The sequence below is a fragment of the Methylobacterium tarhaniae genome (assembly GCF_001043955.1).
Lineage (GTDB): Bacteria > Pseudomonadota > Alphaproteobacteria > Rhizobiales > Beijerinckiaceae > Methylobacterium > Methylobacterium tarhaniae.
This window is the reverse complement of the sequence record NZ_LABZ01000267.1, coordinates 1-13,353: the sequence shown is the minus strand read 5'-3', so window position 1 is coordinate 13,353 and position 13,353 is coordinate 1. Positions and strand designations below refer to the sequence as shown.

16 protein-coding genes are annotated in these 13,353 nt (G+C 70.4%); 4 read left to right on the top strand and 12 right to left on the bottom strand.

All coding sequences use genetic code 11. The annotated features are described in order from the left end of the window. Positions 1 to 339 (bottom strand): HisA/HisF-related TIM barrel protein (locus tag VQ03_RS28255; protein WP_048454247.1); only part of this gene is annotated, 339 nt, incomplete at its 3' end. Positions 340 to 377: 38 nt separating this feature from the next. Between VQ03_RS28255 and VQ03_RS28250 the strand changes: the two genes are divergently transcribed. Beyond that, complete coding sequence (locus tag VQ03_RS28250; RefSeq protein WP_048454246.1) at positions 378 to 1,436, top strand: hydantoinase/oxoprolinase family protein; 1,059 nt, start codon at positions 378 to 380, stop codon at positions 1,434 to 1,436. A 16-nt stretch (positions 1,437 to 1,452) separates the two neighbouring features. Here VQ03_RS28250 and VQ03_RS28245 read toward each other — a convergent pair whose 3' ends face one another. Beyond that, positions 1,453 to 1,953, bottom strand: a complete 501-nt coding sequence (locus VQ03_RS28245) for a BLUF domain-containing protein (protein ID WP_053078771.1) — start codon at positions 1,951 to 1,953, stop codon at positions 1,453 to 1,455. A 127-nt stretch (positions 1,954 to 2,080) separates the two neighbouring features. Beyond that, complete coding sequence (locus tag VQ03_RS28240; protein ID WP_083468274.1) at positions 2,081 to 3,130, bottom strand: aromatic ring-hydroxylating oxygenase subunit alpha; 1,050 nt, start codon at positions 3,128 to 3,130, stop codon at positions 2,081 to 2,083. Between the two features lie 225 nt (positions 3,131 to 3,355). Here VQ03_RS28240 and VQ03_RS28235 point away from each other — a divergent pair, with 225 nt between their 5' ends. Next, a complete protein-coding gene (locus tag VQ03_RS28235; protein ID WP_048454244.1) occupies positions 3,356 to 3,769 on the top strand; it encodes a DUF3597 domain-containing protein in 414 nt (137 codons plus the stop codon). 154 nt (positions 3,770 to 3,923) lie between these two features. Here VQ03_RS28235 and VQ03_RS28230 read toward each other — a convergent pair whose 3' ends face one another. Then, entirely contained in the window at positions 3,924 to 5,039 is a 1,116-nt protein-coding gene (locus VQ03_RS28230) for a polyamine ABC transporter substrate-binding protein (RefSeq protein ID WP_048454243.1), read from the bottom strand. Positions 5,040 to 5,041: 2 nt separating this feature from the next. Continuing rightward, positions 5,042 to 5,401, bottom strand: coding sequence for a RidA family protein (locus tag VQ03_RS28225; protein WP_048454242.1), 360 nt, complete (start codon positions 5,399 to 5,401; stop codon positions 5,042 to 5,044). 185 nt (positions 5,402 to 5,586) lie between these two features. On the opposite strand from VQ03_RS28225, the gene VQ03_RS28220 reads away from it, so the two are divergent. Then, complete coding sequence (locus VQ03_RS28220) at positions 5,587 to 5,859, top strand: GlsB/YeaQ/YmgE family stress response membrane protein (protein ID WP_048454241.1); 273 nt, start codon at positions 5,587 to 5,589, stop codon at positions 5,857 to 5,859. A gap of 138 nt (positions 5,860 to 5,997) precedes the next feature. Here the strand turns inward: VQ03_RS28220 and VQ03_RS28215 are convergent, their stop codons facing one another. The 4 genes from VQ03_RS28215 to rpsO form a co-directional block, all read right to left on the bottom strand. Continuing rightward, the gene (locus VQ03_RS28215) at positions 5,998 to 6,240 is read right to left on the bottom strand and encodes a YgaP-like transmembrane domain (protein WP_048454240.1); all 243 of its coding nucleotides are present in this window, start codon (positions 6,238 to 6,240) and stop codon (positions 5,998 to 6,000) included. Between the two features lie 93 nt (positions 6,241 to 6,333). Beyond that, a complete protein-coding gene (locus tag VQ03_RS28210; protein WP_048454239.1) occupies positions 6,334 to 6,972 on the bottom strand; it encodes a glutathione S-transferase family protein in 639 nt (212 codons plus the stop codon). A gap of 395 nt (positions 6,973 to 7,367) precedes the next feature. Then, on the bottom strand, positions 7,368 to 9,539 hold the full coding sequence (gene pnp, locus VQ03_RS28205; protein WP_048454248.1) for a polyribonucleotide nucleotidyltransferase: 2,172 nt from the start codon (positions 9,537 to 9,539) through the stop codon (positions 7,368 to 7,370). A gap of 229 nt (positions 9,540 to 9,768) precedes the next feature. Continuing rightward, positions 9,769 to 10,038, bottom strand: a complete 270-nt coding sequence (rpsO, locus tag VQ03_RS28200; RefSeq protein WP_048444669.1) for a 30S ribosomal protein S15 — start codon at positions 10,036 to 10,038, stop codon at positions 9,769 to 9,771. Between the two features lie 322 nt (positions 10,039 to 10,360). Here rpsO and VQ03_RS28195 point away from each other — a divergent pair, with 322 nt between their 5' ends. Then, complete coding sequence (locus VQ03_RS28195) at positions 10,361 to 10,909, top strand: ferritin-like domain-containing protein (RefSeq protein ID WP_048454238.1); 549 nt, start codon at positions 10,361 to 10,363, stop codon at positions 10,907 to 10,909. 121 nt (positions 10,910 to 11,030) lie between these two features. Here the strand turns inward: VQ03_RS28195 and xth are convergent, their stop codons facing one another. From xth to VQ03_RS28180, 3 genes are all read right to left on the bottom strand, one after another. Further along, positions 11,031 to 11,840 (bottom strand): exodeoxyribonuclease III, encoded by an 810-nt coding sequence (gene xth, locus VQ03_RS28190; RefSeq protein ID WP_048454237.1) that lies wholly within the window; start codon positions 11,838 to 11,840, stop codon positions 11,031 to 11,033. A 21-nt stretch (positions 11,841 to 11,861) separates the two neighbouring features. After that, positions 11,862 to 12,800: an outer-membrane lipoprotein carrier protein LolA gene (locus VQ03_RS28185; RefSeq protein ID WP_048454236.1), complete on the bottom strand. Its 939-nt coding sequence runs from the start codon at positions 12,798 to 12,800 to the stop codon at positions 11,862 to 11,864. Positions 12,801 to 12,933: 133 nt separating this feature from the next. Beyond that, positions 12,934 to 13,353, bottom strand: a 420-nt coding sequence (locus VQ03_RS28180; RefSeq protein WP_048454235.1) for a DNA translocase FtsK, incomplete at its 5' end; no start/stop codon positions are given.

The window sequence follows — 13,353 nt, the reverse complement described above, 5'->3', positions numbered from 1 at the left end:
GCCCGCCGCCAGGAAGGCCGCGACGCCGTCCTCGGTGGCAAAGCCCGCATCGACCCATAGCTCCACCCCCGGGCAGGACGCCGCGATCGCCCGAAGGGCGCCGAGGTCGGGCGGCGCCCCGTCCATGATCGCGTCGAGGTCGGCGACGTAGAGCCGGCGCGCCGGCCAGGCCGAGAGGAGGCCGCGCGCCACGTCGGCGGGGGCGGGGCCGGGGCTGAGCGGGGTGACGATCGGCGCGTAGCGCGCGCGGTCGCCGGCCCGGGCTCGCACCACGACGCCACCGCGCAGATCGAGGACCGGCACCACCTCGGTCCGGGTTGCGGAGCCGGGGCCGCTCATGCCACCCCGCCCCCACCTGCCTCACGTGAGACCTGACCGTGACCCATTTCCATCCCTCCGCCTCGCTCCGTCGCGTCATCGGCTGGGACCTCGGCGGGATCCATGTCAAGGCGGCACTGGTCGAGGAGGGCCGCGTGCGGACGGTGGTGCAGGCGCCGTGCCCGCTCTGGAACGGATTGCCGGCCCTCGACGCCACCTTTGCCGCCCTGCCGGCCTGGGCCCACGAACCCGCCCGCCACGCCGTCACGATGACGGGCGAGCTGACCGACTGCTTCGCCGACCGCGCCGACGGCGTGGCGCAGCTCGCCGGCTGGGCAGCCAGGAACCTCGCCGGCGAGGTGGCGATCTATGCCGGGCGGGCCGGTCTCGTCGCGCCCGAGGCGGCGGCACCTCACGCGCCCGACGTCGCCAGCGCCAACTGGCATGCCACCGCCGCCCTGGTCGGCACCCTGCGGCCGGATGCGCTTCTCGTCGATGTCGGCTCGACCACCGCCGACCTGATCCCGGTCCGGGACGGCCAGCCTCGCGCCATCGGCTACAGCGATGCCGAGCGGCTCGAGACGGGGGAGCTGGTCTATACCGGGGTGGTGCGCACGCCGCTCCTCGCCCTGTCCCGGACCGCGCCCTTCCGCGGCCGGCGCACGGCGCTGATGGCCGAGTGCTTCGCCACCACGGCCGATGCCTACCGCCTGCTCAGTCAGCTGCCGGAGGCGGAGGACCAGCAGGACACCGCCGACCTCAAGGGCAAGTCGATCCCCGAGACCGAGATCCGCCTCGCCCGGATGATCGGCCGCGACCGGCACGAAGGCTCGGGGGACGACTGGGCGCGGCTCGCCGGCTTCTTCGCCGAGGCGCAGCTGCGCCTGCTGCACGACGCCGCCGGCCTCATCCTGTCCCGCGGCGACCTGTCCGACGCGGCGCCGATCGTGATCTGCGGCGCCGGCCGCTTCGTGGCCGCGCGCCTCGCCGCGCGCCTCGGGCGTCCGGCCGAGGACTTGTCCGACCTGATCGCGCCGCGCCTCACCCCCGAGGCTGCCGCCTTCGCGTCGACCTGCGGCCCGGCGGTGGCGGTGGCGGTCCTGGCAGCGGCGGGATGACCGCCGGACCGGGCCTTCAGGACCGCCGCGCGAGGGCGGGCCCGAGCCCATCGTCGAGCGCCCCGTGCGCACCGAGCCACGGCATGCTGATCGGACTGTCGACGAGGAGCAGCAGGGTCCGGCGCAGGAGCTGGTGCTGGGCCTCCGGGTGGCCCGCTGTGCCGAGGCCGGTGCCGTTGTTGAGCCGGTCGTCGAGATCCCGCGTGGTGCCGAGGAAGCCCATGCTCCAGCCAGCGAAGCGGCGCTCGGCCACGAAGTCCATCTCGATCACCGACAGGGTGTGGTGGCGCCGGTCGACCAGGATCGATTCGAAGATCGGCTGGACGCCGGCCCGCGGCCCTTCCAGCACCTGGAAGAAGCCGAGGCCGGTATAGACCAGAACGCCGGAGACCGCGGCCGCCTGGTTGCGCCGCCGGGCCGTCGCCAGCAGGGTCGCGATGTGGCCATGACCCAGCATCACCTCCGCGGGATGCGCGGCCTTGCTCTTGTAGATAATGCGGAAGATGTCCTCGGACATCCGAATCTCCGGGGCAGCGAATCAGCCTGAATAGGCTGAGCGGAGCGGGTCGCGATAGCGCCCAGATGCACGTCCACGCAGATTCTGCGTTAGCACCGCCAAGTAGGACGGAATTCCGGGACCGGATTCAGCTGCGCCAGCGCAGCTCCCGCGGCTCGAGAGGATTGACGAACGCGGCGCCGGCCTCGCGGGCGCGCAGGAACTCGCGCTTGAGGCTGAAGTACCATTGCGATTGCACGTCGCTCTCGCCCATCAGCACCATCGCGGGCTTCCGGTCGAGGCCGCGCTGGGCGATCTGCAGCACGTCGCGGTCCTGGCCGAGGAACTGGCGCATCAGCGGCCGGGCGACCGGCTTGAGCAGGTTGAGGCCTGAGATGTTCCAGTACATCGCGTTGATGAGCGCGGTGCGCCCGTTCGCCAGCGGCGACGCGAAGGTGTAGTTCGCCAGGCGCTTCTCGCCGGCGGTGATCCGTTCGAGCCGCACGCCCGGCAGCCGGAACTCGATCTCGACCTCCGGGATCGAGCCGAGCAGGCGGTAGGCGAGGGAGGCGGTCTTCGCGGTGTGGCTCGTCATGGTGAAGCCGAAGGGCGAGGGCGCGAAGTGCTTCACCTTCTCCTTCATCGTCTTCGACGGGCGCCACCACCAGGAATCGTGCACGTAGGCGACGTGGGCGGGATCGACGAAGCTCAGCGCCACGAGGTCGAACGAGGCCTCGACCTCCAGGATCTCGACCAGTTGGCCGCAATAGTCGAAATCGACCTCCGGGATCGGCGGCGCCGCGTCCGGATTCGCGCTGGCCGGATTCGCGCTGGCATGGACCCAGATCAGGCCGGACTTCTCCGCCACCGCGAAGCGGACGAGGCGGACCGAGGCGAAGTTGGCGTCGTCCCGGCGGGCAAGCGCCGGGATCGCCGCGCAGACGCCGTCGGGCCGGAACTGCCAGCCGTGGAACGGGCAGACGAGGTTGCCCTCGACGATGCGGCCGGCCGAGAGCGCCATGCCGCGATGGGGGCAGCGATCGCGCAGCGCGAACAGCGCCCCCGATTCCTCGCGCCCGACCACGACGGCCTCCTCGCCGAGGCTGAACGACCGCATCCCCCCGGGCCGGACGCTGCGGCTCTCGCCGACGCAGTACCAGACGTCGTCGAGCGCCCGGCGGATCGGATCCCCTGTCATGCCTCTTCCACGGTCCTCGCGCCTCATCGGCCCGTTCGGGGCCGGCGCACGTCCTTACCCCATCCAGCCGGCCCGTGAAGCGACAGGATGCGCGCAGCTGCCCGGAACGGCGAGCGGAGCCGTTCGTTACCGTGCCGGCAATGCCGCAGGGCCGGTGCGCCCTCCATTCCCCCGCGGCCGCACGCTCGCGGGCCCCACACGAAGCCCCTGACGGAGGATGACACGATGAGCCTGCTCGGGACGATCGTCAGCAAGATCCTGCACCCCTTCGGCGGCGGCGAGGCCCAGGCCCAGACGCCCGGCGAAACCTCCACCACCGGCGGCGCTTCGTCCGGCGGGTCGGGCGCGGCCTCCGGCGGCAGCGTGCCCAAGGTCGACGGCAAGGTCGATGTCGAGGCGGTGCTCAACGACCTCGCCTCAAAGGCCGGCCAGCCGCTCAACTGGCGCACCTCGATCGTCGACCTGATGAAGCTGCTCCACCTCGACAGCAGCCTGTCGGCCCGCAAGGAGCTCGCCAAGGAGCTGAACTACAGCGGCGACACCGAGGATTCGGCCACGATGAACATGTGGCTGCACAAGCAGGTCATCAAGAAGCTCGAGGAGAACGGCGGCAAGGTGCCGGACGACCTGAAGGACTGAGACCCGGCCAGCCGGCCCGTCCCGGGAAGGGATGGGCCGGCCTCATGCGAACGGCCTCGTCCAGGCGCTCGCGGCGCTCGGGGAACCGCCGTCCGGATCGCCATCCACCCCCCGGCAGCAGACCAGCCGGCAGGGGAGTGCCGGCCCTTCGGCCTCAGCGCCCGGTGCGCACGCGGGTCCAGAGCCGGGTCAGCACCCGCTGGGTGCGGTCGTCGTAAGCCGTGCTGGTGAACAGCCGGCGGAAGGTGGCCTCGTCCGGATAGATGCCGGGATCGGACAGGATCTCGGGCTTGACCAGGGCCTTCGCCGCCAGGTTGCCGCTGGCATAGGAGACGAAGTTGGTGTTGGCCGCCGCCACCTCGGGCCGCATCATGAAGTCGATGAAGGCGTGGGCCTCCGCGGCGTGGGGCGCATCCTTGGGGATCGCGAAGGCGTCGAGCCACATCAGGGCGCCCTGCTGCGGGATGTAGTAGGCGATGTCGACGTCGTTCTTGGCCTCGCGGGCGCGCCGGCGCGCCTGCAGCACGTCGCCCGAATAGCCGACCGAGAGGCAGACGTCGCCGTTGGCGAGCTGGTTGATGTACTCGGAGGAATGGAACTTCTGCACCGCGCCGCGGATGCGGAAGAGCGCGTCGCCCGCCTTGTCGAGGTCGTCGATGCGGCGCGAATCCGGCTTCAGACCCAACGCCTGGAGGACGCTCGGAACGATGTCGTCGGGCGAGTCCACCATCGTGACGCCGCAATCCTTGAGCTTGGCGACCAGCTCCGGGCGCAGGACGATGTCCCAGGTGTTGAGCGGCTGGTTGGGGCCGAGGCGCTCGCGCACGAGCGCGGTGTTCACCCCGATCCCGGTGGTGCCCCACATGTAGTCGACGGCGTAGACGTTGCCCGGGTCGTAGGCCGCGAGCCGCGCCGTCACCTCGGGCCAGGCGTGTTTGAGGTTCGGCAGCTTGGCCTTGTCGAGGGGCTGGAAGGCCCCGGCCTTAATCAGGCGCTGCAGGAAGGGGCCCGTCGGGACGACGATGTCGTAGCCCGAGCGGCCGGCGAGCAGCTTGGTCTCGAGGATCTCGTTGGTGTCGTAGGTGTCGTAGACGACCTTGATGCCCGTCTCGCGCGTGAAGGCGTCGAGCATCTTGGGATCGACGTAATCCGACCAGTTGTAGATGTTGACGACCCGCTCCGGCGCGGCCGACGCGGTGCCGGCAGGCACCGCCGCGAGGGCGAGGAGGCAGGCCGCGGCCCCCAGGAGACTGCGCCGGAGCGGCTTCATGCTCAGGCTCCGGTCGCGGCGATGACCGAGATCTCGACCCGGTATTGCGGGCCCGCGAGCTTCGCCTCGACGGTGGCGCGGGCCGGGGCATGGCCGGCGGCGACCCAGCCGTCCCAGGCCCGGTTCATCTCGGCGAAGGTCGACATGTCGGCGAGGTAGATCGTGGCCGAGAGCAGCCGGGTCTTGTCGCTGCCGACGCTGGCCAGCAGCGCGTCGATCTGGGCCAGGATGTCCTTGGTCTGCGCCTCGACGCCCTCATTGTTCGAGACGTGGTCCGCGACCTGGCCGGCCAGGTAGACGGTGCCGTTATGCACCACCGCCTGGCTCATCCGGGTGCCGGTCTCGAAACGCGTGATGGTCATCGGGAACTCCTGGGGGCTCTGAACGGAGGCTCTGAATGGCGCTCCGGCGCCTTGTGCCGTCGAAGCCGGGGGCGCGTAAAGGGCCCGCGTCGCGTGCGGGGTTCCGACGCGTGACGTTCGGCGCAACCACGGCCGGATCTCGTGCGTTTGCCCTGCATCGAAGCGGAGCCGAAGGGCAGACCCCAATGCTTGCGATCCTGTGGACCATCATCATCGGCTTCGTCGCCGGTGTCATCGCCAAGTTCATCATGCCCGGCTCGGCCAACGAGCCGAGCGGCTTCATCATGACCACCCTGCTCGGCATCGTCGGTGCCTTCGTGGCGACGTTCCTGGGCCAGATCACCGGCTGGTACCCGCCGAACGAGGGCGCGGGCCTGATCGCCTCGGTCGTCGGCGCCGTGATCGTGCTGGCGATCTACGGCTTCATCCAGGGCCGCCGCCACACCACGGCCCTCTGAGGTCCGGGCCGGCGGGATCCCGCCGGCTCTTTTCCCGACATGACGAGGCCCGCGCCGGGATGCCGGCGCGGGCCTTTTTGCCTTGCATGGGATCGTCACCGGGAGGACGGGGCGCGCCGTGGGCGCCCCGCCGGTCCGTCAGATCCGCGCCGGGGTGTGGGAGCCGCCACTCATCAGCGACTTCGCCGCGCAATGGCCGGTGGCGCCGCGGATCGCCAGGAGCGAGCCGGCGACCAGGGCCGCGAGGCTCAGGAACTTGTTCGGCCGGGGCTGCGCCGCCGCGGCGGCGAGGCCGAGACCGAGCACGACCGAGATGGTCCGCTCCTTGGTGGTCAGGTTGCGCTCGCCGCTGAACACGTCGTGGATCAGGTCGCTGGCCATGGGGTCTCCATCGAGGGTCGGTCGCGGAAGAATTCCGCTGCGTCGCGGTGCGAACGCGGCCGGAAGCCGGACGTTCCCTGAAGCGGACCGCCTTCAGCCTTGCGACGCTTCCGCCACCAGCCGGTCGTCGATGTCCCGGGCCCGCAGAGCCGCCGGGCGGTCGGCGAGGCGCGCCACGTAGGCCTCGTAGGCCGGGCGCGTCTCGATCGAGCCGAACTGCATCCCCCACATCAGGTGCGAGCCGACATAGAGGTCGGCGGCCGAGAAGCGCCCGCCGGCGAGGTATTCGCGGCCCGAGACGGCGCCCTCCAGCGCATCCAGGACCTCCGCCAGGCTGCCGTAGCCGACCATGGCGCGCATGCGCGGATCGTCCGGCACCTCGACGCCGAGCGCCTTGTTGGTCACCGCCGCCTCGACCGGGCCGGCACCGAAGAACAGCCAGCGGTAATAGGCGCCGCGCTCCGGATCCCCCGGAGCCGGGGCGAGGCCCGCTTCCGGGAAGGCATCGGCCAGGTAGGCGCAGATCGCCGCCGTCTCGGTCACGGTGACGCCGCGATGCACCAGGGACGGCACCTTGGCGAGAGGGTTGATGGCGCGGTAACCCGGCTCCTTCATCGCCGGGCCGTAGCCCATGATCTCGGTGCGGTAGGTCGTCCCGACCTCCTCCAGCATCCAGCGGACGATGCGGCCGCGGGACATCGGGTGGGTGTAGAAGACGAGATCGTCGCTCATGCGCTGCCTCCCCGGGCGGGCGAATCGGCTCTCGCCCGCGACAGACCTTGGCGGAGGCGGGGCCGGTCGGGAAGGTACACGGGGGCCCAGAGCGGACTTTACTGCTCCAGGAACGCCTGCGCGGGGAAACCGAGCCGATCTGCGAGCGCCCGCGCCTGACGCCGATTGATCCGCCGCTTCCGGCTCAAGGATCTCGGAGGCGACCGGCTGTGCCCCGCCTGCGCCAAGATCTGCGGGCCAGAGCCGGCACCTCCTCCGCGGTCGGCTTGATGAGCGATGGCCCGGACGGTATGGCGCCACCTTCGGCGGCAGGCACAAAAAAGCGCGGTCCCGCGGGACCGCGCTTCAGAGTCATGCGGTGGAGACCGGTCCGGCCTCCACCGATCGGCAGGCGATCACTCGCCGGCGCGGGACTGCTTCTCGCGGGTGCGGTCGGCGTCGCGCTGGGCCTTCAGCTTCTCGGTGAGGTCCTCGCCGGTCGCCTGGTCGACGACCTTCATCGAGAGGCGGATCTTGCCGCGCTCGTCCTGGCCGAGGAACTTCACCTTCACCTTGTCGCCTTCCTTCACCACGTCGGTGACCTTGGCGACGCGCTGCGCGGCGAGCTCGGAGATGTGGACGAGGCCGTCCTTGGCGCCGAAGAAGTTGACGAAGGCGCCGAACTCCATCGTCTTCACGACGGTGCCCTCGTAGATCATGCCGACCTCGGCCTCGGCTACGATCGAGCGGATCCAGTTGTAGGCCGCCTTGATCGCCTTGCCGTCCGACGAGGCGATCTTGATGATGCCGGTATCCTGGATGTCGATCTTGGCGCCGGTCTTCTCGACGATCTCGCGGATCACCTTGCCGCCGGTGCCGATCACTTCGCGGATCTTGTCGGTCGGGATCTGCATCGTCTCGATGCGCGGCGCGTGCTCGCCGAGCTCGGGACGGGCGGCGGTGAGGGCCTTCGCCATCTCGCCGAGGATGGTGGCGCGGCCGTCCTTCGCCTGGGCGAGGGCGACGCGCATGATCTCCTCGGTGATGCCGGCGATCTTGATGTCCATCTGGAGCGAGGTGATGCCCTCCTCCGTGCCGGCCACCTTGAAGTCCATGTCGCCGAGATGGTCCTCGTCGCCGAGGATGTCGGACAGGACCGCGTAGCGCTCACCCTCGAGGATGAGGCCCATGGCGATGCCGGCCACCGGACGGCGCAGGGGCACGCCCGCATCCATCAGCGACAGCGAGGCGCCGCAGACCGAGGCCATCGAGGACGAGCCGTTCGACTCGGTGATCTCCGACACGACGCGGATCGTGTAGGGGAACTCGTGGGCCGGCGGCAGCATCGGGTGCACGGCGCGCCAGGCGAGCTTGCCGTGGCCGATCTCGCGGCGGCCCGGGGAGCCCATGCGGCCGGTCTCGCCCACCGAATAGGGCGGGAAGTTGTAGTGAAGGAGGAACGTCTCCTTGTAGGTGCCCTCGAGCGCGTCGATGAACTGTTCGTCGTCGCCGGTGCCGAGGGTCGCCACCACCAGCGCCTGGGTCTCGCCGCGGGTGAACAGAGCCGAGCCGTGGGTGCGGGGCAGCACGCCGACCTCGGACACGATCGGACGCACGGTCTTCACGTCGCGGCCGTCGATGCGCGAGCCGGTGTCGAGGATGTTCCAGCGGACCACCTTCGACTGGGCCTCCTTGAAGGCGGCCTTGATCTTCTCGGCCTCGAAGCGGGCCTCGCCCTCGGGCGGCGCCAGGGCGGCCATCACCTTCGCCTTCACGGCGTCGACGGCGGCGTAACGCTCCTGCTTGACGGTCTTCTTGTAGGCCTCGCGCAGCTCGGCCTCGCCGACCTCGAGCACGGCCTTCTCGACCTCGGAGTTATCCGCGGGCTGGAAGTCGCGCGGCTCCTTGGCGGCCTTCTCGGCCAGGCGGATGATCGCCTCGATGACCGGCTGGAAATGCTTGTGGCCGAACATCACGGCCCCGAGCATCACGTCCTCGGGCAGCTCCTTGGCCTCGGACTCGACCATCAGCACGGCGTCCTGGGTGCCGGCGACGACGAGGTCGAGGGTCGAGCCCTCCATCTCCTGGATGGGCGGGTTGAGCTTGTACTGGCCGCCGACATAGCCGACGCGCGCGGCGCCGATCGGGCCCATGAACGGCACGCCCGAGAGGGTCAGGGCCGCCGAGGCCGCCACCATGGCGAGCACGTCGGGATCGGTCTCGAGGTCGTGCGAGAGCACGGTGACGACGACCTGGGTGTCGTTGCGCCAGCCCTCGACGAAGAGGGGGCGGATCGGCCGGTCGATCAGGCGGGAGACCAGGGTCTCCTTCTCGGAGGGACGGCCCTCGCGCTTGAAGTAGCCGCCCGGGATGCGGCCGGCGGCGTAGGTGCGCTCCTGGTAGTTCACCGTGAGCGGCAGGAAGTCGATGCCGGGCTTCGGCTCTTTCATCGACACCACGGTGGCGAGCACCGAGGTCTCGCCGTAGGTGGCGACCACGGCGCCGTCGGCCTGGCGGGCGACCTTGCCGGTCTCGAGCACGAGCTTGCGCCCGCCCCACAGCAGCTCTTCGCGTTGAACGTCGAACATGTTCGTCATGCCTTCCTGCGGTCCGGGAGGGCGGCGCCAGCGCAAGACGGCGAGGGGCTCAACGATGAGCCACCGGCGATCCTGCCCTGGCGGTCGCGGCCCGCGTTCTGTCGTGCGGGTCCCGGAGACTGGGGCGGCCGGACCCATTCCGGCCCACCCGGGACGAAGGAGCCATGGCTCCTTCGCAAAACGCGGCCCGGACCGGTGCCCGAACCGCGTGAAACTTAACCTAGCGGCGGATGCCGAGGCGCTCGATGAGGGCGCGGTAGCGCGCCTCGTCCTTGCGCTTCAGGTAGTCGAGGAGCGACCGGCGCTGCGAGACCAGCTTGAGCAGGCCGCGGCGCGAGTGGTTGTCCTTGGTGTGGGTCTTGAAGTGCCCGGTGAGGTTCTGGATCCGCTCGGTGAGGATCGCGACCTGCACCTCCGGCGAGCCGGTGTCGCTACCGCCGCGGGCATGTTCCTTGATGAGCGCGGTCTTGCGCTCCGCCGTGATCGACATCGCGTGTCCTTTCAGGGTTACGGGTTCACGAGGTGCGCGGACTCCCTTGAGGAGGCCGCCTTCCGCACGGGGCTCGGCCGGGCCGGGATGTCGTCCAGCGCGGTCTGCCAAGGCGAAAAACCTCGCCGTGTGAGGGCGAGGGTGGCGCAGCCTATACACGATCCGCCGGGCCTTGCCACTCCCCCTGGGCGATTCGGGCGACGCGCGGTTTCGTCACGCCCGGAGGAGGGGGCTCGAAGCATCGTCGAGAACGGCCGAGGTCGAACCCAATATACTCCCAAGCAGTTTGCCCGCCATTCAACACGCCACGAGAGGCTTCTCGATGACCACCATTGCGACCGCGGGCAAGGCCGGCACGGCTGCCAACGAGACCGTGCAGTCGATCTACGTCACGGCCCTGCGCAACACCCATGCCCTGGAGAAGCAGGCCGCGCAGATGATCCAGCGCCAGATCGAGCGCTACGAGCATTATCCGGAGCTGACCCAGGCCCTGCGGCTGCACAAGAGCGAGACCGACCAGCAGGTCACCCGCCTTTCCGACCTGCTGCACGGCCACGGCGAGGAGAGCTCCCTCCTCAAGGATGTGGTGACACAGACGGTGGGCAACGTCGCGGCGCTCGTCCACAGCGTGACCGGCGACGAGGTCTTGAAGAACCTCTACACCGACTACTCGGTCGAGACCTACGAGATCGCCGCCTATACCTCGCTGATCGCGCTCGCCGAGGAGGCCGGGCACCAGCGGGACATCGAGACCCTGCGCCTGTCGCTTCGGGAAGAGGAGCGCATGGCCGAAGCGGTGTTCGGGCAGATCGTGCCGGTGACGAAGGGGTATGTCGAGCGGGAGGTGAGGGGCGAGAAGGCGGACCGATGAGCCGTTGGCGATAAGCAGTTGGCAAGAGGCCGCCGAGTGCGCTTTCGCGCCTCGTGGCCTCGCGCCGTTCGACGTCGAACCAACGTCGAACCAACATGGAGGCGGCTCTCGCGCCGAGCTTCTACAGCTCCAGCTCCACCGTCACCGGCACATGGTCCGACGGCTTCTCCCAGGCCCGCGTGTGCCGCGCCACCGTCACCGACTTCACGGTGTCGGCGAGGTCCGGGGTGACCCAGATGTGGTCGAGGCGCCGGCCCTTGTCGGCGGCCGCCCAGTCGGGGGAACGGTAGCTCCACCAGGTGTAGATCTTCTCCGGCGGCGGGCGCAGGTGGCGCATCGTGTCGATCCAGCCGGCCTCGCCGCGCAGGGATTCCAGGCGCTCGGTCTCGATCGGGGTGTGGCTCACCACGTCGAGGAGCTGCTTGTGCGACCAGACGTCGTGCTCCAGCGGCGCCACGTTGAGGTCGCCGACGAGGATCGCCGGGCCCGACGGCCGCCGGCCGCCCCAGGCGCGCAGCTCGTCCATGAAGGAGAGCTTGTGGGCGAACTTGTCGTTGAGCTTGGCGTCCGGCACGTCGCCGCCGGCCGGCACGTAGAAGTCGTGGATCGCGATGCCGGCGGCGGCACCGGCCTCGGGGCCGATCACCGCCGAGATGTGGCGCGCATCCTGGCGCTCGCAGAAGCTCATCACCTCGCGGGTGACGAGCGGCAGGCGCGAGAGGATCGCGACGCCGTTATATCCCTTCTGCCCCGCGAAGACGACGTGCGGGTAGCCGAAGCCCTGCAGTTCCTTCAAGGGGAAGCGGTCGTCCGGGCACTTGGTCTCCTGGAGGCAGAGCACGTCGGGCTTGGCCTCGTCGAGGAAGCGGCGCACGAGGTCGATGCGCAGGCGGACCGAGTTGATGTTCCAGGTGCTGACGGTGAGGCGCAACGGTCGGGGTCTCGCAAAAAATCAGTTGGGGCGGGCCTGCTGCATCTTGGCTTCCAGCTCCTTGTCGACCGCGCGGCCGTAATTGATGACGAACAGCATGCCGTCGACGGCGCGGCCGCGCTGGAGATTGGAGAGCAGCACGGTGGTCTGGTAGCCCTGCGGGTCGGTGATCCGCCACTGGCTCAAGCTCTTCATCGCGTCGTCGAAGTAGAGCGCGATGCGGGAGGTGCCCCCCAGCGTCGAGCGGTCGTCGAGCACGATGCGGATGCCGCCGGGCTCGGCCGCGATGTCGGTGACGGTCAGGTCGCGGGCGAGGTCGATCTTGTCGCGCAGCAGGAATTTCAGCGGCGTCTGCGAGATGAAGTAGAGATCCTGGGTCGCCAGCTTGCGGTCGCGCACCGCCACCGAGGTCCCGTCGGCGATCACCTCCAGCGTCGAGGGCTGGTCGTAGTCGAAGCGCAGGCGGCCGGGCTTGGCGAGGGTGAGCTTGCCGCCGATCTTGCGCCCGTCGGCGCCGATCTGGACGAAGTTGCCGGTGAGCGTCGTGACGCTGTTGAAGTAGGCGTTGGCCCGCTCGATCACCGCCGCCGGGTTGGCGGGATCGACCGCCGTCGCGGTGGTGACGGCGGCGACCTGCTGGGCCGGCCGTCCCCCCTCGGCGGCGGCCGGGACGGCGGCGGTCTCGACGGGTTCGGGCGCCGTGGCCTTGCCGCCGCCGAGGGAGTTGGGCCGGCGCGGCGGCAGGGGCGCCCTGGCGGTGGAGGGGCCGGCCGGGGCCGCCTGGCTCGGGGCGGCCGCCTCGGGCTGCGCCTCGGGCGCCGGATCCTTGCGGCCGAACAGGCCGTCGAGGAACGACGACACCTGCGCCTCGGCGGGCGCCGCGCTCAGGAGGGCGGCGACCGAGAGAGCGGCGCCGAGGGACACCGCGCGGAGCGGGCCGGAGCGGGGACGGCCGGTCATCGGCAGGGTTCTCCGTGTGGGCGAAGGAGGGGCAGGCCCGCGTCGGCACGCCTGCCCGGGATTCTGGTGTGCCGCAGAGGCCGGTCCGGCCATAGAGCCGTCCCCTGTGGCGAATATGCGACGGCGGGGCGGCTCACGCCTCCTCCGCCCCGGGCTGGGGCGCGGGCTCGATCAGGATCTCGCGCTTGCCGGCATGGTTGGCGGGGCCGACGATGCCCTCGCGCTCCATCCGCTCCATCAGCGAGGCCGCCCGGTTGTAGCCGATCTGCAACCGCCGCTGGATGTAGCTCGTCGATGCCTTCTTGTCCCGCAGCACCACCGCCACCGCCTGGTCGTAGAGGTCGGCGGTCGGATCGCCGAAGCTGCCCTGGTCCATGACCGGGGTATCCTGCGCGGCGGCGGCGGCCGCCTCCTCGGCCTCCTCGTCCGCCGTGACGGCGTCGAGGTAGGAGGGCCGGCCCTGGCGCTTGAGATGGGCCACCACCTGCTCGACCTCGTCGTCCGAGCAGAACGGCCCGTGCACCCGGGTCGTCCGGCCGCCGCCCGCCATGAA